General features: G+C 47.8%; 16 protein-coding genes, 2 tRNA genes and 2 rRNA genes. 8 read left to right on the top strand and 12 right to left on the bottom strand.

The window, feature by feature from the left end; genetic code table 11:
- Window positions 1-62: 62 nt before the first annotated feature.
- The 4 genes from STSP1_RS08300 to STSP1_RS08315 form a co-directional block, all read right to left on the bottom strand.
- Window positions 63-2,372, bottom strand: coding sequence for an amino acid permease (locus tag STSP1_RS08300; protein WP_085755910.1), 2,310 nt, complete (start codon window positions 2,370-2,372; stop codon window positions 63-65).
- A 306-nt stretch (window positions 2,373-2,678) separates the two neighbouring features.
- On the bottom strand, window positions 2,679-3,611 hold the full coding sequence (locus tag STSP1_RS08305; RefSeq protein WP_085755911.1) for a restriction endonuclease: 933 nt from the start codon (window positions 3,609-3,611) through the stop codon (window positions 2,679-2,681).
- A gap of 101 nt (window positions 3,612-3,712) precedes the next feature.
- Window positions 3,713-4,669: an ELM1/GtrOC1 family putative glycosyltransferase gene (locus STSP1_RS08310; RefSeq protein WP_123807019.1), complete on the bottom strand. Its 957-nt coding sequence runs from the start codon at window positions 4,667-4,669 to the stop codon at window positions 3,713-3,715.
- Between the two features lie 184 nt (window positions 4,670-4,853).
- Window positions 4,854-6,044 carry a mandelate racemase/muconate lactonizing enzyme family protein gene (locus tag STSP1_RS08315; protein ID WP_085755913.1) on the bottom strand — a complete coding sequence of 397 codons (1,191 nt, stop codon included), beginning with the start codon at window positions 6,042-6,044 and terminating at the stop codon, window positions 4,854-4,856.
- A gap of 138 nt (window positions 6,045-6,182) precedes the next feature.
- On the opposite strand from STSP1_RS08315, the gene STSP1_RS08320 reads away from it, so the two are divergent.
- The 5 genes from STSP1_RS08320 to arsN2 all read left to right on the top strand — a co-directional run bounded on the left by STSP1_RS08320 (window position 6,183) and on the right by arsN2 (window position 14,567).
- Window positions 6,183-8,273, top strand: coding sequence for a glycoside hydrolase family 172 protein (locus STSP1_RS08320; protein WP_085755914.1), 2,091 nt, complete (start codon window positions 6,183-6,185; stop codon window positions 8,271-8,273).
- 12 nt (window positions 8,274-8,285) lie between these two features.
- Window positions 8,286-9,773 carry a sulfatase family protein gene (locus STSP1_RS08325; protein ID WP_226997474.1) on the top strand — a complete coding sequence of 496 codons (1,488 nt, stop codon included), beginning with the start codon at window positions 8,286-8,288 and terminating at the stop codon, window positions 9,771-9,773.
- A gap of 17 nt (window positions 9,774-9,790) precedes the next feature.
- Complete coding sequence (locus STSP1_RS08330) at window positions 9,791-11,257, top strand: sulfatase family protein (RefSeq protein WP_085755915.1); 1,467 nt, start codon at window positions 9,791-9,793, stop codon at window positions 11,255-11,257.
- The gene (locus STSP1_RS08335) at window positions 11,254-13,842 is read left to right on the top strand and encodes a glycoside hydrolase family 31 protein (protein ID WP_085755916.1); all 2,589 of its coding nucleotides are present in this window, start codon (window positions 11,254-11,256) and stop codon (window positions 13,840-13,842) included. The genes STSP1_RS08330 and STSP1_RS08335 overlap by 4 nt, the downstream gene beginning before the upstream one ends.
- A 260-nt stretch (window positions 13,843-14,102) precedes the next feature.
- Complete coding sequence (gene arsN2 / locus STSP1_RS08340; protein ID WP_085755917.1) at window positions 14,103-14,567, top strand: arsenic resistance N-acetyltransferase ArsN2; 465 nt, start codon at window positions 14,103-14,105, stop codon at window positions 14,565-14,567.
- Here the strand turns inward: arsN2 and mnmA are convergent.
- The 4 genes from mnmA to STSP1_RS08360 are packed head-to-tail and all read right to left on the bottom strand — an operon-like array spanning window position 14,564 to window position 17,732.
- Complete coding sequence (gene mnmA / locus STSP1_RS08345) at window positions 14,564-15,592, bottom strand: tRNA 2-thiouridine(34) synthase MnmA (protein ID WP_085755918.1); 1,029 nt, start codon at window positions 15,590-15,592, stop codon at window positions 14,564-14,566. The two genes, arsN2 and mnmA, sit on opposite strands and share 4 nt — an antisense overlap.
- 45 nt (window positions 15,593-15,637) lie before the next feature.
- Complete coding sequence (locus tag STSP1_RS08350) at window positions 15,638-17,059, bottom strand: transglutaminase-like domain-containing protein (RefSeq protein ID WP_085755919.1); 1,422 nt, start codon at window positions 17,057-17,059, stop codon at window positions 15,638-15,640.
- A 15-nt stretch (window positions 17,060-17,074) separates the two neighbouring features.
- On the bottom strand, window positions 17,075-17,449 hold the full coding sequence (locus STSP1_RS08355) for a PaaI family thioesterase (protein ID WP_085755920.1): 375 nt from the start codon (window positions 17,447-17,449) through the stop codon (window positions 17,075-17,077).
- 10 nt (window positions 17,450-17,459) lie between these two features.
- Window positions 17,460-17,732 carry a zinc-ribbon domain-containing protein gene (locus STSP1_RS08360; RefSeq protein WP_085755921.1) on the bottom strand — a complete coding sequence of 91 codons (273 nt, stop codon included), beginning with the start codon at window positions 17,730-17,732 and terminating at the stop codon, window positions 17,460-17,462.
- 226 nt (window positions 17,733-17,958) lie between these two features.
- On the opposite strand from STSP1_RS08360, the gene STSP1_RS08365 reads away from it, so the two are divergent.
- Window positions 17,959-18,810 carry an NAD(+)/NADH kinase gene (locus STSP1_RS08365; protein ID WP_085755922.1) on the top strand — a complete coding sequence of 284 codons (852 nt, stop codon included), beginning with the start codon at window positions 17,959-17,961 and terminating at the stop codon, window positions 18,808-18,810.
- Between the two features lie 51 nt (window positions 18,811-18,861).
- Entirely contained in the window at window positions 18,862-19,317 is a 456-nt protein-coding gene (locus tag STSP1_RS08370) for a hypothetical protein (protein ID WP_085755923.1), read from the top strand.
- A 222-nt stretch (window positions 19,318-19,539) separates the two neighbouring features.
- Here STSP1_RS08370 and rrf read toward each other — a convergent pair.
- From rrf to STSP1_RS08390, 4 genes are all read right to left on the bottom strand, one after another.
- Window positions 19,540-19,643, bottom strand: a 5S ribosomal RNA gene (rrf, locus tag STSP1_RS08375).
- A 91-nt stretch (window positions 19,644-19,734) separates the two neighbouring features.
- Window positions 19,735-22,543, bottom strand: a 23S ribosomal RNA gene (locus STSP1_RS08380).
- A gap of 146 nt (window positions 22,544-22,689) precedes the next feature.
- Window positions 22,690-22,762 (bottom strand) — tRNA-Ala (locus STSP1_RS08385).
- An 11-nt stretch (window positions 22,763-22,773) separates the two neighbouring features.
- A tRNA-Ile gene (locus tag STSP1_RS08390) sits at window positions 22,774-22,847 on the bottom strand.
- Between the two features lie 308 nt (window positions 22,848-23,155).
- On the opposite strand from STSP1_RS08390, the gene STSP1_RS08395 reads away from it, so the two are divergent.
- Window positions 23,156-25,312, top strand: a complete 2,157-nt coding sequence (locus STSP1_RS08395) for a hypothetical protein (protein ID WP_085755924.1) — start codon at window positions 23,156-23,158, stop codon at window positions 25,310-25,312.
- The last annotated feature ends 57 nt before the right edge of the window (window positions 25,313-25,369 follow it).

Genomic DNA, 25,369 nt, shown 5'->3' on the forward strand with positions numbered 1-25,369 from the left:
TCCGCTGAACTTCCCGTCTTCTCGTTTTCGCCTCTGCGAGTTGAAACTGTCCGAAGTATCGCTCAAGAGAATATTCGCTTGAACAGCGAATCCACTTTCCCGCCTGCCTTAGCGATAACCACAGGCTTGGATGTCCTGCAGGCGATCTTCTCGGGTACAGAGAGCCCGCGGAACTGTCCCAGAGGGCGGTTTGTCATACCGAGCACGGTGAGCTCGTGATTTTTGGCTTCTCTTAGAATCGCTATTACCGAGCTTTTCGCTTTTACTGTTTTGGTAGTAAATCTGTCCGGCTTGAGCCTGAGCCTCATGGCCTGATTGAGCGCAAATTCCCTGAGCTTGAAGCCCCTTTTCTGCCCTGTATCCACCTTCAGCATAGTTACCTTCGCATCCGGCTCTGCCATTATGTTAGCTATTTCCGCTGCATAGGCGGAGTTTGGCCCGCCTGAAACAGGCACGAGAACGCTCTTGTATCTCTGTTTGGATTTCTCCGAGCCCTTGATAATCACCACATTGCAGGGCGCCCGTTCTACTATCGGGTCTATCGTTGCTCCGATGTTGAAAAGTCTGTCTTCCGGTTTGCCGTGCCAGCCCAGAACAAGCAGCTTAACCTTTTTCTCCTTTACCGCTGAAACGATTCCTCGTGCTATATTTCTGCAGTAGCGGATTGTGGTATTCAGCGGGAAATGCATCGAGAGATAGAGCATAGCCTCGGTAATTGCTTCTCTTCCCGGTTCGGTGTATTCTTCCGATTCAGAGAGAGATATATGCTCGGGCACAGAAACCATATGAATCAGCTCCACATGCGGCTTTTTCTTTGAAGCGCAGAGCTTGTATGTTCCGTTAACCAGATCCACAGCGTTATCCGGATCTGCCAGACCCACCATCACAGGATACCCCTTGGGCTTGTAGTTTCTCTGTTCATCAAAGATTGTTATCTCGTGATCTGCCGCTATAACCCTGTTCTTTGAATACAGCAGGTATATAGCGAGGCCTGCGATAATCCAGATAGGTGCGATCACCCACGCTATTACGCTCATATGCACCAGCCACACAGCAAGCACAGCCTGCATAATCAGAGCAAGGATCGGCGGAACGGGGAAAAACGGCATCATAAAGCCGTATTCAAGCTCATCGCCCATCCCGAGCCGAATCTTAATAACGCAGAGATTGGCCATGAAGAAAAGGAACATAAACATTATGCTGGCGCTGGAAGCTACATCTTCAGTAGGCAGGAAGGCTGCCGTAAATATTACTATTGCTGCTGTTGCGATAAGTGCGCCGTATGGGGTGCGGTTTTTCTCGTGTATTCGAGACCAGAATCCCGGAAGCATACCGTCTCGCCCGAGGGCGTATGAGGCTCTTGTTCCCGAGTATATAGTGGCGTTCAGGGCGGAGGTGGAGGAGAAAATCACAGCGAGAGTGAGCACGAAATTCCCCAGAGGCATAAGCCTTGCGGCCGCCTCGCCGAAGCCCTTTTCCTTGAACTGCCCGATCCACTCCCAAGGAGCCATCTGGCCAACCCCTTCGCTGCCCGCCTTTACCGATACCACCGTGGCAAAGGCTACCAGAACATAAATAATCGTTACGATAGCAACAGAATATATCATCGCCTTTGGGAGATTTTTTTTCGGGTCTATCGTTTCATCGCCCGCTTGAGCAATCACCTCATACCCCTCGAAGGCAACGTAAGTGAAACCCATCGTTACCAGCAGCTTAGACCAGCCCTCCGGCATAAATGGCGTGAAGTTTTGGAGTCTGGATGGGTCTTGAACTACGGCAACCACCCCGAAAATACCGATTGTGAGAACAAAAAGCGTTTGCCCCATCGTTATCACTGCACCGGCCTTGCCAGTTTCCGAGGAGCCCTTGAAGTTTATATATACAAAAAGCCCCGCAGTTATTACTGCTGTAAGCCTTTCCATTACCAGAATAACGGTTTCCGGATCGCCGCCGAAAGATTCATAAAGCGGATTCAGCCAGCCGAGGGCATCCACAAACCGGATGCTGTATATAGCGAAGGTGAGGGCATACATGCTCCCTGCAACACTCGAAGCGAACCACTCCATCCAGCCTGCGAGGAAACTTGCGTTGCGTCCGAAGCCAATGCGCGCGAAATTATACACCCCGCCTGCCCGCGGTATCGCAGAGCTCAGCTCGGCGAAGCTCATCGCTGTGAGCATTGCGAAAACGCCGTTCAGCGCGAATGTGAGCACAACCCCGCCGGGGCCTGCCTCGCCTATGGATATACCCATCCCGAGAAACACCCCCGCTCCAATCATCATACCAAGACCCATCATTATGATGTGGAACAATGAAAGCTCTCGTGATAGTTCTGGGGTAGGATTTGGGGAAGGGCGTGATTTACGTGCCATCAGTTGGTCTCTCTATAAACAGACTGCTCAAGACTTGCTTCTACGTAGATTTTTCAGCGCATAACGGGCAGAGCCGTAGCCGTTTTGAGCCATCTTATTTATTCTGGACCTTGCCCAGAAGGCAGAAAGAAGCACAAAAGCCGTGCAGCTGACAACTATTATTAAACCTGCTATTATCCCTTCGTTCATAATGCGCAGAGTGTAACAAAAACAAACCCTCAGGCAAGGTTTTTTACGCCTTTGAAAAACTTATTTTTGAGCAGGCAAAAGTCTTAGATCGTATAAGTGAAAATATTATTTCTTCTTTTAATTTGCAGAAAAATAGTCGTAGTCCATCTCTTTAATTTCATAAACATTCGAAACAGAAACTCCAACACCTGTTTCAATCATATAATTAGCTAAATTTTTGCCGTCAATCAGAATAATACTAGAGTTGATCTTCTTAGCATAATCGATTGCTTCATTACTAAATTTAGCAGTTGCTATAAATATTCCTTTTTGAGCTTTTTGACCTTGCAATGCACCTGCAAATTTTTGTATTTCGGGCCTGCCTATTGTTTTTGACGTATCCCATTTTTTTGCTTGTACATAAATAATATCCAAGCCTAATTTATCTTCTTTGATGTATCCATCTATTCCTTCATCTCCACTTTTACCAATAGCTTTTCCGGCATCTCTCCTTGAGCCTCCATACCCCATTTTAAGCAATAAATCAATTACAATTTTTTCAAAAAGGTCAGGGGAAGATTCATACAGACTCGATAATAATTCCTGCGAAAGCGTATTGTTGATCTGTTCAAAACAAATTTCTAGCTGTTCTTCTGGGGTTACAGAGTCTCTGTTATTCCCCTTCGTGGTTTTGGTGTAATGATTGAGCTTTCTATTACTGTTTCTAAAATCGTTAAATGAAGGGAATTTTTTTAAATAATTTAGATCTATAGAAGTCAGTCCTTCATTTAAGGTTTTAAGTCCATTTTCTGTAATTTGAATTTGTCCGCGTTTCGCCTGCTTTATGAGCCCTGCTTTTTTTAAGTATGTTTTAGCCCATCCTATTCTGCTTTTGTAAACTTCCTGTTGCCCGCTGGGTAAGAAAACTTTTTTTTGACTTTCTGATAAATCCAATTTCTCAGCCAAGATGTTATAAATATCAACCATGTTGTAACAATTACCATCTTTTATAAATTCCAACATAGGCAACATGAACTTAAAAAAGTTAGGTACATCTACTTTTTCCTCCATACTCAATCTCCTGAATAAAATGACAACTCGATTTAATGTAATTTAATATCTGTATAGGCTACAGGCAATGATAGATCCTGTCAAGTGTTAAAATAGTTTTTTTACGACTTGAGAACCGATTTTATTTTATTCTCCAGATTTATCTTTTTATCTGCGCTGCCTAATGTTCCGTCGAAGATGTGAACGCAGCCCTTTGCCTGCAGTTCTGCGAGGAATCTGTCGAATTTGCTCTTTTTCTTCGGCTCGTTCTTCAGCACCTCCACCTTCGCTGCACCTGTGCTCACGCATTCGCTTATCATCGAGGATGAGTCGCTGGTAACGAAGAGGTATTCGCTCATAGCAATAAATGCGGGTATTGGGTTATACCGGCTCTCTGAGAAGATTAGCTTGTAATCGAACGGGAATGAAGCGGCAATTTTTTCCACCTTTCTGCTCGTGCGGCGGGAAGTTGTCAGCCAGTGCGGCATGTTTGGGGTTTTCTCGAAGATCTTCTCAAGCTGTCCGCGAATCTTTTCGGGATCTATCTTCCCGTACGCATTTTCGCCCCCAATAATAACGCTCACAGCAGGGCCTTTTAGGCCGGTTTTCTCTGAGAATTCGGCTGCCTTCTGCTTATAAAAACTTTCCCCGCGGTTGCATAGGGTGATTGGTATGGGCGTAATATTCTCTGCCCGAGGGGGGTTGTCGTAGGATGGGCAGAAGATATGCGAAAAATCCGATTTGCGAATTCCGCGGGGGAGCATCAAAGCTATCACTTCCACCCCGAGGCGCTTGGCGAGCACCTTTGCCGGATAGTATGCCCCCGAGCTCACCGCAACAATCCTGCTTATTCCCTCCGTTATCTCCGGCGGGGTTACACCCCCATCGGAGCTGGTGAGGTTGAATGGCATATTGCTGTAGAGCCTGAGGGCATCCAGCATATAGCCGGCTGCCTTGAACGCCTTGAGCCTGTATTCTGCAGCAGCTTCAATGCAGTCCCAGCCCATAATGCTACATAATGCCCGGGCCTGATTGAGATGGCCGGGCTTGCCGTCGCTTATGATTAAAACTTTTTCCATTTCGTTTTCCACGCTTTCCCAGAAGCACAATGGTAACGAAATTCCGCCGCTATGGCAAGCCCAAACGCTCCCGCATAGCGAAAGCGTGCAGAACACCTGAAATCGGGGTTAGCGGAATATTGCAAAAAGGGCAGAATTGTTAAAATGCTCTGCCCTTTATTAACTCTGCCAGTGTTTGAGGCTGTTATTTCAGCAGCTTCAGGCCGAAGCCCGGGGTTTCCGGCGTGGATATTTTGCCGTTTTTTATTTCGAAGCCGGAGAAATCCACGTCTTCCGAGAAGCATGTAACACCTTCTATCGTTGGAATATTCCCGAGCCCTCTTGAGAGGTGGGAGATATAGCATGTCTTCAGCATAGACCCCCAAGCGTGTGGCGAGGCGAGGGTATTGAGCTTTTTGAGCCGAGGCATAATCTGCCTCCAAGGGGTAAAGCCCATTCCGATAATGTCTGTAAGGTAGAAATCGAGCAGCCCCTGCTTTGCCAGCGATATGAGCTGCGCCTGCACAGGGAGCCTCTCGCCGTCGGCGATGTAGGTTGATTTGCCGTTCTCCTTGAGCCACTTTTTAAGCTTTTCAAAGCCTTCCTTCTCTTCACGGAAGGGCTCTTCCATCCAGTAAAGCTCTGTATCGCCGATCCCCTTGAGATATTCGATTGTATCCTGATAGGTGTACATATCGTTTGCATCTGCAAGAAGCTCAGCATAGGGGAAGGCCTTGGCGATCTGATTTGTAACGTCTATATCCCTCTGCATACCCTCTTTTTCGGGCATCCACTTCTTCCCGCGTCCAATCTTTATCTTAAACTGCCTGTATCCGAAGTTGTAGTCGTATCGGCAGTTTTCGAGAACCTTATCGATTCCTTCAGGGTTGTCTTCGGGGTCGAGATCGTCGAAGTATATCATACCGCTGTAGCAGTTTGTGCTTTCCGGGCCTGCTGCCCCAAGCATTTTATACACAGGCATTTCGAGAATCTTCCCCGCCAGATCGTGCAGGGCGATATCGAGCTGTTCCGGAGCGGAGGGCTTTATGCCTGAGGCTGGTGTTATCAGATCAGATATTTTGAGCCCTTTAAGCGAATTATTGAGTATTTCGGCTCTGTCTCTGCCCGCGTAAAACGTTCCCCAGCCCTCTGCGCCTTTGTCTGTTCGAATTTTACAGATGCTCACTGTCGGTCCGTTGCCGTGGTGTCCGAGGCGGGAATTCCGCCCTACGTGGCGGGGGTATTTCAGCCTTACCCTGTCATACTGTATTGAGCTGATTTTGTGGTCTGACAAAGCTTGTGAAATCTCGGCCGGCTCGTTTGCTGAAGCGGTATTTGAATAGCCCAGGGCAGCTGCCGCAGCGGCGGATGCCTGAAGGAATTCACGTCTTTTCATATTTTTCTCCTTGATGATTCAGAAAAAGTAGGAATTTATTATAATATTATAAGCAAAATTAAATGTTTTTTGTAAAAATTTTCAAGCAGTTTCTATTTACCTTATAGCAAATATATATTTAATTTTAAAGAGGTTTGTATGTTAAAATCAATGATCAAAAATTTTCTGCTGCTGTCCTTAATATTTCTGGCAGGGCAGGCTTTCAGCGAGGATGTAAAATTCTCCACGCTGCTTGAGGATATGGTTAATCCCGATATCACTGCTCAGTGGCCGGAGCCGGAGTATGAATGTCTTCAGCTCAGCAGCAGAGACCCTGCCTCAAAGCAGAAAGGCGAGCCGAATTGGTGGGCAAATAACGACAGAAGCCATTTTCTGCGAATCGAGACTAATTACGGCAGAAAAGAGTATGTCCTTATGGATGCTGAAGGGCCGGGTGCAATTGTAAGGATTTGGAGCACATGGCATGGCCCGGGCGGGAGTGAATTCAGCAACGGGACATTGAGATTCTATTTCGATAATGAAAGCAAGCCTGCAATAGAAGCCCCTATAACTGAAATACTCGATAAAGGCTATCTGGCAGACGCCCCGCTGGGCAATTCCGTTGCCAAAACTACAGAATACTCAAAACGCGGGCACAATCTCTACCTTCCGATCCCCTATTCAAAGGCCTGCAAAGTAACCTACCAGACAAATAAATTTATAGATAAAGGCGGCAAAAAGGGCGAAGCTCTCTACTACATCATAAATTACCGCAAATATCCAGAAGAAACTGATGTAGAAACCTTCTCAATGAAGGCTCTTAAAGATAATTCTGAATTGCTGGATAATGTGCAGAGCAAGCTGAAAAACGGCATCAAGATTGGCGGCAGGCCTTCTGCAGCTTTTAACGGAACATTATCTCCCGGGCAGTCTGCTCAATTACGACTCAGCGGGCAGAGAAGCATCAAAGGCATAAAAGTTAGGCTTGGTGAATCAGGCGGGATTTCAAAAGCACTTCGCAGCATCATTATTAAAGCAAAATTTGACGGCAAACAGACTGTATGGTCTCCGTTGGGTGATTTTTTCGGCACAGGTTATCAGCTCCATCCATATCAAACCTTTTATACCGGCGTGAGAAAAGATGGGCAGATGTACTGCAATTGGATTATGCCGTTTAAGCAAAACGCCGAGGTGGTTGTGGAAAATATTGGCTCCGATACATTTTTTGTTGAGAAATGCGAGGTATATACCAAGCCATGGCAATGGGATGAGAATTCGCTTTATTTCCATTCAGGCTGGAAGCAGTGGAAAGATATAAAAACCCGCAGCAACGAGGACAATCCCGCAAACGGAGCGTTCGACTTGAACTGGGTTACCATAAACGGCAAGGGGAAGTATGTGGGCGATGCGCTTACAATTTTCAACAATGCCCCGAGATGGTGGGGCGAGGGTGATGAAAAGATCTACATCGACGGCGAGGATTTCCCCTCCCACTTCGGCACAGGCACAGAAGACTACTACGGCTATGCGTGGTGCAGGCCGGCAGCATTCAGCGCACCCTTTCACGCCCAGCCCTGCGGAGCAGGCAATTTCCAGAAGGGGTTCACAGTAAACAGCAGGTTCCGCTCTCTGGACGCAATCCCGTTCAGCAAGAGCCTGAAATTCGATATGGAGCTATGGCACTGGGCGGAAACCACCGTAGATTATGCCCCTGTGATGTTCTGGTATGCCAAGAAAGATTCAAGCTCGAATCTAGGCCCGCAGCCGGAAGAGGCGCTGAAGCCCCTGCCGGATATCAGCGAAGATGGAAGGGTTCATATTGATATAGAAGGGGCGATTGAAGGCGAAGATATGCAGATAGCCCGCTGCGAAGGCGGCAGGGCATTCGTGCAGAACAATCCTCAATTCGGCTGGAGCGAGGATGCGCAGGTTTGGTGGCAAAACGGTGAGCCCGGGCAGAAACTCGTTTTGAAGTTCGAAAGCAGCAAGAGCGGAGAGTTCAAGGTTTATGCAAATCTAACAAAGGCAAGAGATTACGGCATAGTAAATATCTGCCTGAACGGCGAGCTTATGAAGGAAAACATCGATCTTTTTAATCCTAAAGTTAAGGCCAGAGAAACGCTTCTCGGGAAAGCCGAAATACGCAAGGGGGAAAATGAGATTGAAGTGCAGATTAAAGGCGCCAATCAAAAAGCCGTAAAGAGGCATATGTTCGGGCTTGATTACATTAAGCTTATGCCTGCAGAGTAAAGAAAGGGCTTTATGATGTACTCCAGCAGAAGAATTTTTCTAAAACGTGCCGGCGGGCTTGCAGCTTTAACTGCTTTCTCCGGCCTTGCAGAGAGCTTATCGGCCGCTAAATCGCAGAAACTGCCGAATTTTGTTGTAATATTCACAGACGATCAGGGATATGAAGACGTGGGCTGCTTTGGCGCCGAGGGCTTCGAAACCACCAACTTAGATAAAATGGCCGCTGAGGGGATGAGATTTACCGATTTCCACGTATCCCAGAGCGTATGCAGCCCCTCAAGAGCCGCTCTTATGACAGGCTGCTATCACCCGCGGGTTGGGATATACAAGGCCCTTTTCCCGCACGTAAACCGTGGACTAAATCCGAAAGAAGAAACCATAGCCGAAGTGTTAAAACCCAGGGGCTATCGCTGCGGGATATTCGGGAAATGGCATCTCGGCCATCGCTATCCGTTCCTTCCGCTTCAGCAGGGTTTTGACGAGTATTTCGGACTGCCCTATTCAAACGATATGTGGCCGCGTGATTTCGACGGCACAAGCCTCAAGGACGGCTTCCATCCGAAAGCCAGATGGCGGATCGGAATACCGGATTTGCCTCTGATGAAGGGCAATACAATCATTGACCGCATCAGAACTATGGAAGACCAGAGCAAGCTCACAACTATGTACACCGAAAGGGCAGTTGATTTCATTGAGAGAAATAAATCCGAGCCGTTTTTCCTTTATCTGCCCCATTCAATGCCGCATGTCCCGCTTGCAGTGAGCGATAAGTTTCGCGGGAAGAGCAGAAAGGGCATTTACGGCGACGTGATTATGGAGATAGACTGGTCTGCGGGCGAGATTTTCAAAGCTTTGAAAAGAAACGGCTTAGACGAAAACACGCTCGTAATCTTCACCTCAGATAACGGCCCTTGGCTCAACTACGGCAAGCATGGCGGCTCAGCCGACCCTCTCAGAGAGGGCAAAGGCTCAAACTGCTGGGAAGGGGGCAACAGAGTTCCCTGCATAATGAGATGGCCGGGCAAAATCCCCGCCTCCAGCGAATGCGATAAACTCGCTGCCGCAATCGACATACTGCCCACATTTGCCAGTCTCAGCGGAGCGAGCCTGCCCGAGAAGAAAATAGACGGCGTTGATATAACGGCCCTGCTTGAAGGCAGGGAAAATGCAGAGCCTCGAAAAGATTATTTCTACTATTACGAAAAAGAGCTTGATGCTGTAAGACGCGGGCCTTGGAAGCTCGTATTCCCCCATAAGTACCGCGGCTGCGAAGGGGTTGAACCCGGGAAGAACGGATTCCCCGGCCCAAGAGAGCTTCGCAAAGCGGAGAAAGGGTTGTACAATCTGAATAAGGATATCGAAGAAGAGAAAAATGTGATCAATGAACACCCTGATATAGTTAAGGAGCTTGAAAAACTGGCCGAATCTGCCAGAGAAGAACTTGGCGACAGCTTGCACAACATTCGCGGCAAGGGGCAGAGGCCGGTAGGCAGAATATAATATTAAAAGGAGAAATTATGAAATCCAGAAGAGAATTTTTGAAGACAGGCTGCCTTATGGGCGCCTCACTTGCTTTCGGTTCTTCCCTAATCGGGGCTGAAAAGAAAACCAAAAGACCGAATATCATATTTATTATGGCCGATGACCATGCCTCGCAGGCCTTCAGCTGCTACGGAAGCAATCGAAACAAAACTCCACACCTCGACCGAATCGCCGAAGAGGGGATGCTGTTTGAAAACTGCTTCTGCACAAATTCAATTTGTGCTCCGAGCCGAGCGGTAATTCTCACAGGCAAGTACAGTCATATCAACGGCAAAACAACCAACAGACACAACAATCCTTTCGACGGCTCGCAGCAGACAGTACCAAAGCTGATGCGTAAAGGCGGGTATCAGACAGCAATGATCGGCAAATGGCATCTCAGGAGCGAACCAACAGGCTTCGACCACTGGGAGGTGCTCCCCGGGCAGGGCAAATACCACAACCCCGTTTTCAAAACCGAGAAAGGGCGGAAGAAGTATGAAGGCTATGTAACGGACCTCATCACAGACTTCACAATCGACTGGCTCGAAAACCGCAATGAAGACAAGCCGTTCTTCTTGATGTGTCATCATAAAGCACCGCATAGAAGCTGGCATCCAGACGAGAAACACGAAGGGATGTATGCAGATAAGGAAATCCCCGTACCAGAGACTTTCGACGACGATTACTCCACGCGCTGCGCAGCGGCAAAAGAAAGCGCAATGTCTATTCAAAGCCATCTTCGCAAATGGGACTTGAAGAAAACCCCGCCCAAAGGGCTCACAAAGGAAGAACGCAAACATTGGAACTACCGCAGGTATATGGAAGACTACCTCGCCTGCATCGCTTCAATCGATGATAATATCGGCAGGCTCCTCGATTACCTCAAAAAAAGCGGGCTCGAAGAAAATACTATGATCATCTACACCTCAGATCAGGGCTTCTTCCTCGGCGAACACGGCTGGTTCGACAAGCGGTTTATGTATGAGGAGTCTCTCAGGATGCCATTGCTTATGAGATGGCCCGGGCACATAAAGCCGGGAAGCGTTACCGATTCGATGGTGATGAATCTGGATTTCGCCCCCACTTTCCTCGACGCCGCTGGGCTGGATATCCCCAATGATATTCAGGGTGAAAGCTTCACCCCCATTTTGGAAGGCAGTGAGCCGGAAAAATGGCGGGATTCCGTTTATTACCATTACTACGAATACCCAGCAGTGCATTCTGTGAAAAGGCATTACGGCATAAGAACCAAGCGATACAAGCTGATCCATTTCTACTTCGATATAGACTGTTGGGAGCTTTACGACTTAAAGAATGACCCGAACGAACTTAACAATCTGTACGGAAAACCTGAATATCAGTCTCTTGTGAAAAGGCTTAAGGCTGAGCTGAAGAGGCTTCAGGTGAAATATAAAGATACTGAATTTATTAAAAACTTTGGCGGAGGTAAGAAACTATGACTTACACTTTACGGAATTTCTTGGCATCAATTATAATCATTGGTGCTGTAGCTGCGGTTTGTTCTGCAGCTTCAGAGAGCTTTATTACAGGCGATGTACGGATTCAGCCGCTCTCTGAAACACTTGTGCGAATGGAAGTGCGGGGGCCGAAGGGCTTTGAAGACCGGCCTACCTTCCATATCCAAAACAGGGACTTGGGATGCGCCGAAGCGGAGAAGGTTGTTAGGAGAGACAATCTTATCGTTAAAACTTCTGCCTACAGCGTTCATATCCCTCAAAACGCCGAAAATCTCGACAAAGCCTACATAACCGATTCTGCAGGCAGGAAAGTCTGGAGCAAAGAAGGCGATTCAGAGTATTTCCCTATTATAACCCGCTGGCCGAACAGCGGCGGAGGCTTCCTTTACGATAAGGGCAAGCTGCTTGGGTACTCACAAAATGAAAATACAGACGAATTCCTCTGGAAGAAAGAGACTAAGGGAGGTTGGTTCAGGCTGAAAAACAAAGCCACAGGCGATTATATCTATATAGACAGCGGCAAGGATAAGATCTATGCCGGCAAGCCCGATAATATAAAAAAGGCCGAATGGAAGGGAGAATCCGCAGGAGCGGGGTATGTACGCCTCAAAAACAGAGCCTATCCGAAATACTATATCCATATAGAAAATCAAAAGGGATATGCCGAAGTTGCCACTAAAGAAACTACCAACGATACCAACACCCCTCTCAGCCGCTGGCACAGCGCCAACTGGAAGCTGGATAAGAAGAGCAGAAACCGCAGATACCTCCCCGAGCCAACAGAAAAAACAAAGGCGTGGATGATAGCAGATGAGCCCAGATACGTTCCTTCAAGATGGGAATACAACCCTGCTCCTGAAGGCGTCGAAAACAACGGCTGGGACATGAGCAATAATACTGAAGATATTTACGTATTCCTCCCGCAGGGAAACTGGAAGAGGCTCAGGCAGGATTTTATTGAGCTTACCGGCAGAACAAATCTTGTGTCTCTCTATGCCCTTGGCGGCTGGGACAGCAGATATCATCCCTACACCCAGAAAGAGGCTCTGAATAAGATAAAGAAGTATCAGAGCAAGGATATCCCTCTGGATGTATTTGTGGTAGATACAAACTGGCGCGTTGGTGCTTCTATAGGGTATGATATAAACAAAAAACTTTTCCCTGATATGGAAAGGTTTATTTCAAATGCCCACGATCTCGGCAAGAAAATTATGTTCAACGACCACCCAGAACCCCAGGCTGAGGCTCTGGAGAGGGAGGAAGTGGTTTACAGAAACGACGGGCTGCGAGGCCTTTTCGATATAGGCCTTGATTTCTGGTGGTTCGACAGAAACTGGCACACCTGCATAAACCCGCCTGAGGGCATTGCAAAGGAAGTGTTCGGGATGTATATCTACGATGCAGTAACAAGGGACTACTACCCGCACCGCAGGCCGCTGATTATGGCAAACTACGACGGAATAGACCACGGAAAGATCAACCGGCCTTCCAATATCGCCGCCCACAGATACTCAATCCAGTGGACAGGCGACACCCGCTCGCACTGGAACTCACTCAAGGATGAGGTAAGGAACGCTGTATTTGCCGGTGTTTACGGGCCGTTCCCATATCTCAGCACCGACGTTGGCGGGCATATGGGCGAGCTCACAACAGAGCAGTACTGCCGCTGGGTTCAGTTTGGAACGCTCTCGCCAATATTCCGTCTGCATTGCGGAAGAAAATGGACAAGAGACCCATGGGACTATGATGAACCCTGCGAATCGGTTGTTCGGGAGTTTATGCAGATGCGTATGCGGCTACTGCCCGTGCTCTATACCGCAGCAAGGGAAAACTACGAAACAGGCGAGCCGATTATGAAACGCTGCGACCTTCTCTACCCCGAATACGAAGAGGCAAAGACAAACCATCAGTATCTGATTGGCGATGATATACTCTTTGCCCCTGTTTATGAGCCTATGAAGGATAGCCCGAAACGCTCGCTCTGGCTTCCGCCGGGAGAATGGATCAACGCATTCACAGGCGAGGTGCTTAAAGGCGGGGAAACGATTTCAGTAGATATCGCCCTCGAAACAGCCCCGCTGTTTGTGCGCAGCGGATCAGTTATCCCGCTTGCCCCGAATATGCTCGATACCACCAAAAAGCCGTGGGAGCCGGTAACTCTGGATATTTATCCTTCTTCTAAGACCGCTGCAAAGGCCGAGCTCTACGAAGATGACCGGATGAGCAGAGACTACGAAGAAGGCTTCTACAGGGAAACCGCCTTCTCCTGCAAGCCGGAAAAGGGCGGGAAAGTGCTGAATGTGGAGATCTCTGCGGCTGATGGTACATTCCAGAATTCTCTCAAGACCAGAAGCTGGAAACTGCGTATTCACAAGCCGGAAGGCGTTAAGACAATCAGCAAGGTTCTCGCAGACGGGAAAAAAGCAAGCTTCAAGACAATCCGGAAAGACTCTGGGAAGATGCCTTTCGCCGTTGAAGGCGGCAGCCCGGACGGGGATGTTTTTGAAATCACCCTTCCCGAGAAAAGCGTTTATCAAAGCCGGAACGTGAAAATTACATTTGAGTAGCAGCGATTTGGGCAAATAATAAGATAAAAGAAGGCAGGCCGTTTGGTCTGCCTTTTAAATTCATATCGCTGAAATGACCTGTAAAATAGGAACGCTGCCCAATTCAACAGCAAATACTTTTCAACGCATATTATTGCAAGAAAAGGTTTTATGTTAAAAAGAATCAGGCAGCTGTTTCTATTTAATTTTTCTTTTCGGAAACAGCTTGAAAACAGCAGAATATTATCGATAATGCAGCCGCTGAAAATTCGGGAGATGTTATGGAATTTAGGAAAACGCAGAGAAAAGATTTAAGCCTTATAATCTCGATCGTTTCTGAGGCAGGCCTGCCCACATACGATTTAACCGAGCAGAAAGCTGAAAACTTTATAATAGCCGAGGATAACGCAGGCAAAGCATTGGGCACTGCCGGCTTTGAGCTCTCCGGCAAAGACGGGCTTCTGCGTTCGCTTGCGGTTTGCAAAGATCACTCAGGCAAAGGCCTCGGCAAGGAGCTCGTAAGGGAGATTGAGCGAATCTGCGAGGGGGATGGCATCAGAGATTTATACCTCTTAACCAAAACAGCGCCCGATTATTTCCCCGCTCTGGGCTACCGCCGAATAACCAGAGACCAGACAAGCAGCGATATCGAAAAGCTCACTCAGTTTACTGACACCCCGCCCGGCGAGGCGGTTTGTATGGTAAAATCGCTTTCACAGAGCCCCGCTAAACCCGCCGGCTGCTAATCCCTTGCAATCCAGCCTCCCGCAGCGAGCACAAGCTTATCGTCTTCGGGCACATAAACCGCCGCCGCTTGTCCGGGGGTTGGCGCGCTTACCGGCTCGGCAAACTCAATGTGCAGCCTGCCGGAGGTTTGATAAACCCTTGCCTCAGCGGGGGGGCTGTTGTAGCGAATTTTAACCCTCGCCTCAAACTCCTCGTATATCGGCTCAGTAAGCCAGTTCACGTTTTCGGCAATAATCCTTCTCTTGAGCAGATCCTCCCGCTCCCCAAGCACAACGGCGTTTGTCTCGCTGTTTATATCCACCACATACATCGGCTTTCCGAGGGCGATTCCCAGCCCCCTTCGCTTGCCGATTGTGTATCTGTGTATGCCTTCATGCCGGCCGAGCAGATTGCCCTGCGTATCGTAAACGTTTCCCTTTTTCACGATATCCGGCCGCTCTCTTTCAAGGCGGTCGAAGTAGTTCTCATCGTTGATAAAGCAGATTTCCTGAGAATCGGGTTTATTATGCACTTCAAGCCCGAGCTCTCTGGCAATCTCTCGTATCTGCCGCTTTTCCTTCAGGCCCAGCGGGAACAGCACCTTCGACAATACGTTCCTCTCAACCATTGCGAGTATGTAAGACTGCTCCTTTTTTTCGTCGATGCCTGCGTATATTCTGCCGTTTTTCTGATGAATATAATGGCCTGTAGCGAAATACTCAGCTCCCAGCTGCCTTGCGTAATCGTAAAGCTCGCCGAATTTTATGATTCGATTGCAGTAAACGCAGGGATTAGGCGTTCTGCCATGCTTATACTCTTCCACAAAATAATCCATCACGCGTTTGAATGATTCCCGAAGATCGAGCACGTGCAGTTTGATTCCAAGCTTTTCAGCCATCCTTTCGGCATCTTCTCTGTCATCGCTGCTTTTCTCGTGAGTGATCATAAACACGCCGAAACACTTGAACCCCTCCCTGCGCAGAAGGGCCGCGGCTACAGAGCTGTCCACTCCGCCGCTCATCGCAATGCAAACTTCGTTCTCCAAAATGCTCCCTGAGTTTTCCTCAATTCTGATTTTCGTGAATGCTTTTTATTCGCCCTCAAGCTTTCTGAGCGGTCTGCAATCCAAGATTTTTACTCCGTTAATAATACCGAAGAAGTCTATAATCTCGCCCTTTCCTTCCACGAGCTTTATGTGGGAGCTGTCGAAGCCGTTTTTGCCGATTGCTGCATCAAGGCCGATCCACTTGCCGCCTGCAAAGGCCTCATTCCAAGCGTGAAAGCCGAATTTATTCTCTCCGAAAAACTGCATCGTATGCACGAGCCCGCCGGCCGCCTTGCACGGAATCCCCGCCGCCCTGCATAGAGCTGCTGTGAGAACTGAATGCTCTGTGCAGTCTCCGGTTTTGCTCGCAGCGGTTTCAGATGCCCTTGCGTAGGCAGTACTGAGGTTTTTTGTGTCTATGTAATTATGCACAAATTCCTCTATCTTCCTTGCCTTTGCCAGCTCGCCCTCAGGCAAGTCAATCTGTTTTAAGAGCTCTTGAACTTCGGGGCTTTTGTAATCAACGTAGTCTGTTTCGCTTAGATACTTTTTCCTTTCAGCCTCGCTCAGCTTTGCTCTGCTTTCTGCGAGTGCAGGGTAAACAGTAACGCGATACTTATTTTCACCCAGATTCTCGCTTTTCTGCATACCGGTTGATGGTATGCCGGAAGAATCGTTATTGAGCTTCAGGGTATATACCACTGCGCTGCCGAAATCATCGCCCGAAAGCTCGCACGGACTGTCCAGAAGCGTTTGCTCAAGCAGGTCAATAGATTCGTTCTCGCTCAGAGCAAATTCCCTGCTGCACCGCACGAAGCTCAGCTCAATGCCCATCATATTCACTGTAGTTTTATAGAGCTCGCCCGTTTCATCGCACCAGCTTACAGAATTCACAGTGCTCCCGCCGGCAATGTATGTCTCGCTGGTCTTGGCCTTATAGAGCATCCGGGGCACGCCGAGAAGCTTTGTTTCCTGCTTCTCGCCAAACTTCATAACCGTTCGAACAGGGCTTACCGTTTCCGGATCAAAGCCCATAATCTCTATCCTGCTGCCCTGAGTGATTTCTGTGTTGGAAAGTTTATGCTGGATGCCTGCGGGGAAGAGGATATCCTCGTTCCAGTCGTCTTTGAACACCCCCATCTCGGTTACGATTTTTACCTGCCCGTCTCTTATAGTGAAATGCTTTTTAACGGTAGTACCGGTCATGGAGAGCTCATAGCTCATCTCTTTGGGCTCATAATCGGCTGTTTCGATATATTCGATCACCGTTTCCATGGAGATTGTTGTGCCGAATCTGGTCATCTCCATCATAATTTTGTTTTCGGTTTTGATTTCTTCGCCGCTGCGGGTTTGCTTCTCGAGCATATAGCCGCTCTTGCCGGAATTCATAAACAATGCGTAGTATCTCTCCGAGCCGGCAAAGCTTACCCCTGCCAGCAGGAGAATTAAAATTAAAAATCGTTTCAATCTGATGCTCCTTTATCAAAATTTTCGGTATGCAAGCCCCTCGAACACTGCCACAGGGTCTCCGCTGCTGTCTGTAACATCCACCTTCACGCAGCCAAGCCGGCCGCGGGGATTCACCTCCCGCGCCTCTGCGATAACCTCATCGCCCGCTGTAGTGGGCTTGAGGAACGAAACATTTGCATTTACGGCAACCGCATCGAAATCGTGCGTGTTGGCAGCGGCTGCGAATGTAGTATCTGCGAGGGAAAAGAGAGCACCGCCGTGGGTCATATCAAGGCCGTTGAGATGCTCGTTTGAAATCTTCATTCTTGCCTTTGCGTAGCCCTCTGAGGTTTCTAATATCTCTATACCGCAGTGCCGTGCGAATTTATCTCTGTCTATTGAGCTCACCGGAGCCCTCCTAACGTTTGTTTATTCTAATCAGGAAAAAGGTTATAAGGCTTGAAATAGCCGCTATTACCATTATCCGAGGCTGCCTGATTATAATCCCGAAAATCAGCATTATAATTGAGGCAGTGAGGATTGTTTTAACAACTTCCCTGAATCTCTCTGGGAGTTTGTCTTCGCTTTTCTGCGGGATATTCGATTCTCGCTTTCCGTACTGAGCCGTGCCGCATTCGGGGCAGTATTTATCTGTATCGCCGATTCTTTTTCCGCAGTTTTTACATATCATAATCTATAAGCTTTCAAACAATGCTGGTAAATTCAACTTGTTGGACAATATCGAATATATACTATACACGGGGAATTGCAAGAAATTGACGGAGAATTTAGCTTGGCCGCAGCGTGAACGGCAAAAAATATAGTCGGATGGGCAAAAAAGCTTTATTTGATGGAGCTGATTTAATACAATCAGAAAAGTTTGTACAAAACTTACCCTTTGATGGAAGTTCGGCATTATGAAGCTGATATACTTTGCAGATACAAAACGAAAAGAAGTTGCAGAAGCAGTTGAGATTTTCAGGAAGTTCGCCGAGGGCAAGGCGGAAATCCTTGAAAACTGTTTCGGCAGGAAAAACTGCGCAGACTACGCCGGCATAGCCGATATCGCTGTGGTTATAGGCGGAGACGGCTCTATCCTGCACGCTGCCCACAGCCTGCTCGGGGCGGGAATACCCGCTGCGGGAATAAATATGGGAAGGCTCGGATTTCTGGCAGAATTCAGCATCGAACATCTGGAAGAACATTTCAATCAGATATTCGAAGGCAGATTCGCAGTTGAAAAGAAGCTGCTCATAAACTGCGAGGCGGCTAAAAAGGACGGGACAGTTGAAAGAGTGTGCGCGCTTAACGACATAGCGATAAACTCCGGCCGGCCTTTTAACACTATAGAAATGGAAATTGAGGTGAATTCCAGCCCTGTTACAAGCTGCGTCGGCGACGGGATCGTTGTGTGCACGCCCACCGGCTCTACCGCATACAATCTCTCAGCAGGGGGGCCGATAATTTCAAACGATGTGGAGGCTGTTTGCATTACCCCCCTGAATCCGCATTCGCTTAGCTTCAGGCCGGTGGTGGTGGATTCCCGGAAGGTGATTCAAATATACCCGATCTCTGTGAATGATGGCTCTTCAGTAAACGCAGACGGGCAGACTATCGCCGAGCTGAAAGACGTTGAGAGCATTAAGATCGAGAAAAGCCCGCAGAATTTTGAGATTATCAGCAACCCCGACAGCACCGAGTGGGACGCGCTGGCATACAAGCTCAAATGGGCGCAGAAACCGCACTACAAAGAAAATCTGGAAGAATAGCTGCTGCTGGAAAATAAATAGGCATTAAGAATATGAAAGGTTTCGAAGGCAATGTGTTCATTAGAAAAAAAGATTAAGAGTTTACTCTCTGATTTTATTGAAGTAGCTAAGTTAGCTGAAACCAAGATTCCCGAGAAAAGTATAAATTATGAAATTTTGAAAAAACAATGTCATCCACCTAATAAACTCCCTAAAAATGAAATGGCTGTATATATATTTTTCTGGGGTGATAGCTGTTTAAAAGTTGGAAAGGCTGGTCCAAATAGCCAAGCCAGATATACAAGCCAACATTACAATCCTGGCCGCGCAAACAGCAATCTCGCAAGATCTATTTTGAAAAACAAATCAGATTTAAATTTAGCTCATCTTAATCGGGAAAATGTTGGTGATTGGATAAAAAACGAAACTGTCAGAGTAAACTTTCGTTTGAACGCTGAATTAGGAAATAGGACTTTGTCATTAATGGAAACATTCATCCAGTGCAGGCTCAAACCAAGGTTTGGATAGTTTGCTTTATTCTTTTTCTAATATCCTACGGCACTTGAGACAGGTGATTTTGAGGTCATCTTCAGCAGCATATAGCTTTATGATATTTTGCATATAGCATCCACAATTGGCTCTAATTCGCCATACTTTCAAACATAAGTTTCATTGCCGCAGTATTATTCATATTTTCTAACATAGCGCACAAAAAAAAGCTCCTCAAGTTTCCCTGAGGAGCTTTCATAAAGCTGGCGATCACCTACTTTCGCTTAGACTATCATCGGCCTGAAGGGCTTAGCTTCTGAGTTCGGAATGGGATCAGGCGTTTCCCCTTCAGTATAGTCACCAGCAAGTTTATTTTAAGCTCGATTGAGCTTTATATTCAATAAAAAAGAGACAGCGGATTAACGTATACCAACGTTAAGTCAATCAATGATTGATATGGTCAAGTATCTGTTCGTTAGTACCGGTTAGCTTAATGTATTTCTACACTTACACACCCGGCCTATCAACCTGGTAGTCTTCCAGGGAACTGTAGAACCCTAATCTTGAAGTTGGCTTCCCGCTTAGATGCCTTCAGCGGTTATCCTGTCCCGACTTAGCTACCCAGCAATGCACTTAGCAGCACAACTGGTACACCAGCGGTCAGTGCTTCCCAATCCTCTCGTACTAGGGAAACATCTTCTCAAGGTTCTTACGCCCACGGCAGATAGGGACCGACCTGGCTCACGCCGGTCTGAACCCAGCTCGCGTACCACTTTAATCGGCGAACAGCCGAACCCTTGGGACCGCCTACAGCCCCAGGATGTGATGAGCCGACATCGAGGTGCCAAACCTCCCCGCCGCTATGGACGCTCGGGGGAGATAAGCCTGTTATCCCCGGAGTACCTTTTATCTGATGAGCGATGGCCCTTCCACTCGGAACCACCGGATCACTAAGACCTGCTTTCGCATCTGTTCGAGCGATAACTCTCACAGTCAAGCACACTTATACCTTTACGCTCTTCGCATGATTGCCAACCATGCTGAGTGTACCTTTGTACTCCTCCGTTACTCTTTAGGAGGAGACCGCCCCAGTCAAACTGCCCATCAAGCACGGTCCGGTGCCCTGATTCAAGGAACACCGTTAGACAACTAACACACCAAGGGTGGTATTTCAAGGATGACTCCACGACCACCAGAATGGCCGCTTCATAATCTCCCACCTATCCTACGCATGATATGCCAGGTGCCAATACCTGACTGCAGTAAAGGTTCACGGGGTCTTTCCGTCTTGCCGCGGGTATGAGGTATCTTCACCTCAAATACAATTTCACCGAGTCCGTCCTTGAGACAGTGCTCCAGTCGTTACGCCGTTCATGCAGGTCGGAACTTACCCGACAAGGAACTTCGCTACCTTAGGACCGTCATAGTTACGGCCGCCGTTTACCGGGGCTTCAGTCGCGAGCGTGAACAAGCTTCCTTAACCTTCCGGCACCGAGCAGGCGTCATTCTCTATACATCCACTTTAAGTGTTAGCAGAGAACTGTGTTTTTGGTAAACAGTCGCCAGAGCTACTTTTCTGTCCCCTTCCCGCCGAAGCGGGGTAGGGCCCCCTTATCGCGAACTTACGGGGTCAATTTGCCGAGTTCCTTAAGGACGGTTCTCTCGAGCGCCTGAGGATATTCTCCTCACCTACCTGTGTCAGTTTTAGTACGGACACGCTGTAATCAGTCTGCAGCAGCTGTTTCTCGGTACTCTCGCCGGCAGCTTCGGGATCGTAAATCGCCCTCGCCCTTGCGGGACCCGCTCGACTACTCACGGGACTGCCTTAAAGAATACGTCACTGCCTGTGTCATACAACGCGGTGCAGGAATATTAACCTGCTTCTCCATCGTCTACGCCTTTCAGCCTCGACTAAGGGACCGACTAACCCTGGGCGGATTTACCTTCCCCAGGAAACCTCAGGTTTTCGGCGAGCAGGATTCTCACCTGCTTTATCGTTACTCATGCCGGGATAATCGCCAGCATACGCTCCACGACTCGTTTCCGTATCGCTTCAACGCTGAATGCTGCGCTCTTCTACCACAATTGCTTGTCCGCGGCTTCGGTTTTCTGCTTATTCCCGTTCATTATCGGCACCGGATTGCTCGATCAGTAAGCTATTACGCACTTTTTAAATGGTGGCTGCTTCTAAGCCAACATCCTGATTGTCTGTGCAAACCGACTTCCTTTGTAACTTAGCAGAAATTTGGGACCTTAACCGGCGATCTGGGTTGTTTCCCTCTTGACCACGAATGTTATCACCCGCAGTCTAACTCCCAAGATAAGCCCGACGGTATTCGGAGTTTGGTAGGGGTGGGTAGGCTGGTGGCCCCCCAGTCCCAATCAGTAGCTCTACCCCCGACGGGTATTACTTGAGGCTAGCCCTAAAGCTATTTCGAAGAGAACGAGATATCTCCAGGTTTGATTAGACTTTTACTCCTCCCCACAGCTCATCCCCCAACTTTTCAACGTTGGTGGGTTCGGTCGTCCAGGAATTTTTACACTCCCTTCCACCTGGCCATGGGTAGATCACCTGGTTTCGCGTCTACCACCTATGACTGAATCGCCCTATTAAGACTCGGTTTCCCTGCGGCTGCGTCCCTGAAGGACTTAACCTATGCCATAGACAGTAACTCCCCGGCTCATTATGCGAAAGGCATGCGGCCACCCATTAATGGGCTGCCACTGATTGTAGGTATGTGGTTTCAGGTACTTTTGACTCCCCTTGTAGGGGTACTTTTCATCGTTCACTCGCGCTACTTTGCACTATCGGTTGCCGAGGAGTACTTAGCCTTGGAGGGTGGGCCCCCCATATTCACACGGAGTTCCACGGGTTCCGTGATACTCGTATGTGCCAATCCGTATATAAGCTTCCGACTACGGGGCTTTCACCCTCTGTGGCTCAGCTTTCCAGAAACATTCGCCTGACTAATATACGGATAAGGCACGGGCTGATCCGCTTTCGCTCGCCGCTACTAACGGAGTCTCGGTTGATTTCCTTTCCTGTGGGTACTTAGATGTTTCAGTTCTCCACGTTCGCCTCATCACCCTATGCATTCAGATGATGATTACAGGGTACGGTTGCCCGGCCCTGTTGGGTTTCCCCATTCGGATATCCCGGGGTAATCGGATGCTTGACTCCTAACCCGGGCGTTTCGCCGCCTGCCGCGTCCTTCTTCGCCTCTCGGCACCTAGACATCCCCCACATACCCTTAGTAACTTGACCACATCAATCATTAACTGACTAATGTGTTCGCCTTTATTGAAAAAACTAACTTAGGTATATGTGTTAATCTACAGTGAAATTGTACCGCTTATTTGTATGGGTACAATTAACCTTTTCGCTATCTCTATTAAATTGTCAAAGAACATTGGAGCTGGACGGATTCGAACCGACGACCTTCTGGATGCAAACCAGATGCTCTCCCAGCTGAGCTACAGCCCCCTGATAAGTAGTGGGCCCGGAAGGACTCGAACCTTCGACCTCTCGCTTATCAGGCGAACGCTCTAGCCGGCTGAGCTACGAGCCCATATCTCTATGAGCCCAAGGGGTTAACCCAAAAGCTCGATTCAGTATCCGTTTATTAAAGAGCTCCCGAAATCCTCGCAATACAGCGAGAAACGCTAATATAGCTAAGATGCGGGTAATGTCAAGAAAGTTGTTTGTTTTTTATTTTCTTGGATTCCCGTAACCTGCCTCTATCAACGAGGGAACGGCGAATTATAGGAACACATATCTATGAGTCAATCACATTTTTTCAAAGTTTTGGTTTTTTTATGAAATTGTGCTAATATAATAGGTAAACGTCAAAGTTATGAGTTTAACAGCAGGAAAAATATGATTAAAAAAACAGTGATTTTATTATTAGCAGTTCAGGCTCTGGCGGCCTCATTGGTTTATTCTCAGCCGCCTGAGAAAGGGCTTCTCATCCACATTAAAGCAAGTAATGTGAAAAACAACAACGATGCCTTTCTCTCCAACCTCAGCAACGAGCAGCAGACTTCGATTGTTGCCCAGCAGACTAAAGTGAACAGAAGGCCGCTTTTCATTAAGGATTTTGCGCAGTCTCAGGCAGCAATATCCATTTCAAGTTCGAGAAGCATCAGGTTTAAGCCTGTAGAGAAGCCTGCAGACTACCACATCATAATAGGCTACTACATAAAAAACTACGAACAGGACTACCCGGACTTCAAGGTTCTCGATTTCAACAGCGAAAAAAGAGAAAACAGAAAGGACGGCTTCTCATACGTTTTCGAAAACCGAACGCTTGTGCTAAGGGGCGAGCCAGGTTATGACTGTGCTATTACAGAGCTTCTTTTTTACAACCGCAAGCTCAGAACTTCCGAGCACAGCAAAATATTTGCAGAGATGAAAAGCAAATACTACATCCGTACCGACGACCGCTACGCAAACAACGGTACAAAAATAGACAACGAATCGCTCTACGGCTCGTCGAATATGATCAAGCTCTCAAATGATACGCTTATGACATTCGCCACGAAGAAGGCGAGCAAGGCAGGGATGAATTATTATCGCTTGGAAACTGTACGGAGCTACGACGGGGGCGAGAACTGGTCTGTAACAGCTGCTACCATGTCTCAGGAGAAGTTCTACGCAAAGCCCTATGTTTCATTGTTCCAGCTTGATGTTTCCAACACGTTTGCTCTTGTGCTTGCAAGAGACAAGGTGGAAGATTTGCCGCCTCTGGAGCAGGCAAAGGACGATCCGAAATACGCCCGAGGTCTGTATGTTTACCGCTCGCCGGATGAAGGGTTCGACTGGAACTCTCCAACGAAAATCAACTGTGATGTTGAAATAGAAACGGTAACAGCGCTCTCTCGAGGAGCTGTAGCAGGCGAGTATGTATATGTACTGCTTGACCGTGAGGACAATGTGCCTCTGCTGGCAACTACTGAATCATACACCTCTTCTGTTACAGGGCAGAACGAATGGACTGCTCAGCCGGTTGATCAGCTTATGGATATACCTTCAGCGGTAACGCCGAAGAGCGGAAGTTTCAATATTGCCTCAAACGGAGATAAGCTCATTATAAGCTTCTCCTCTGAAAAAGGGCACTTGCTGTATGCCGAGATAGCCGAAAAGCCAACCCTTGAGAACAAAGCTGATGCCGAGGTTTGCAGATATCCAGACAACAACTACGCCCTCATGCAGGGAAGTGTGAAGACATACTACGAGAATACTGAAAACATGGGCGAGATGTTTCTCTCTCAGGTGGAGAAGGCCGGCAAAGGGGCCTACGTTTACCTGCTTACAAAGGCAAGAGAAGAAGAGGGCTGGAATCAGCCTGAGCTTCTGCTGTATTCTCCAAATTCCGAGAAAGATACCTTCAGCTTTGGGGGCATACTCGAACAGGACGGCGACCCGATGATGTATTACCGCAGCGGAGATGCCATGCGTGTTCAGTTTGCCAAAGAGGGCGTAGTAAGCTTTATACCGAGGTCTATGTCGTTGAGAACATCCAAGCATCTTGCGATTGAAATAGGCGAAGGCAAGATGCATAAATACAAAACCCGCACTGTGAATGATTTCGGAAGAACCAAATCTGCCAACCAGAACGGGCTTACTCTCGAATTTTATGCAGAGATGCAAAAGGAAAATGCGCCTGAGGAAATACTCGTTCTGGAAAGCAGCGAGGGAAGAGAATTCTCTGTTTCCAGAAGCTCGGATAATATAATCGAATATAAAGTGAGCGGGGAATCAGGCAGCAGTTCACTGCGATTCAACTGCCCGTTCCTAAAAGAAGAGGCCGCTAATCATATAGCCTTAATCATTGATTACAGAGCCGAATACGTTTACGGAATAATCAACGGGCAGATTGTTCTGCCGCAGAATACCGATTACAACATTTACAAACTTATATTCAGAACAGAGAAAATTTCGCTCGCTGAGGATTTTGAAGGAAAATTGGAAACTGTCCGCGTGTATGACGCACCGCTGAAAACAGCAGACGTTCTTAGAAACCCTATGTTTTAGAAGCTGCTCTTAAATAAACGATTAGTTCAGCAAATTGATTTTTATTTGCTTGATTGC

Origin of the sequence: Sedimentisphaera salicampi (assembly GCF_002117005.1) — a bacterium.
GTDB classification, from domain to species: Bacteria; Planctomycetota; Phycisphaerae; order Sedimentisphaerales; family Sedimentisphaeraceae; genus Sedimentisphaera; species Sedimentisphaera salicampi.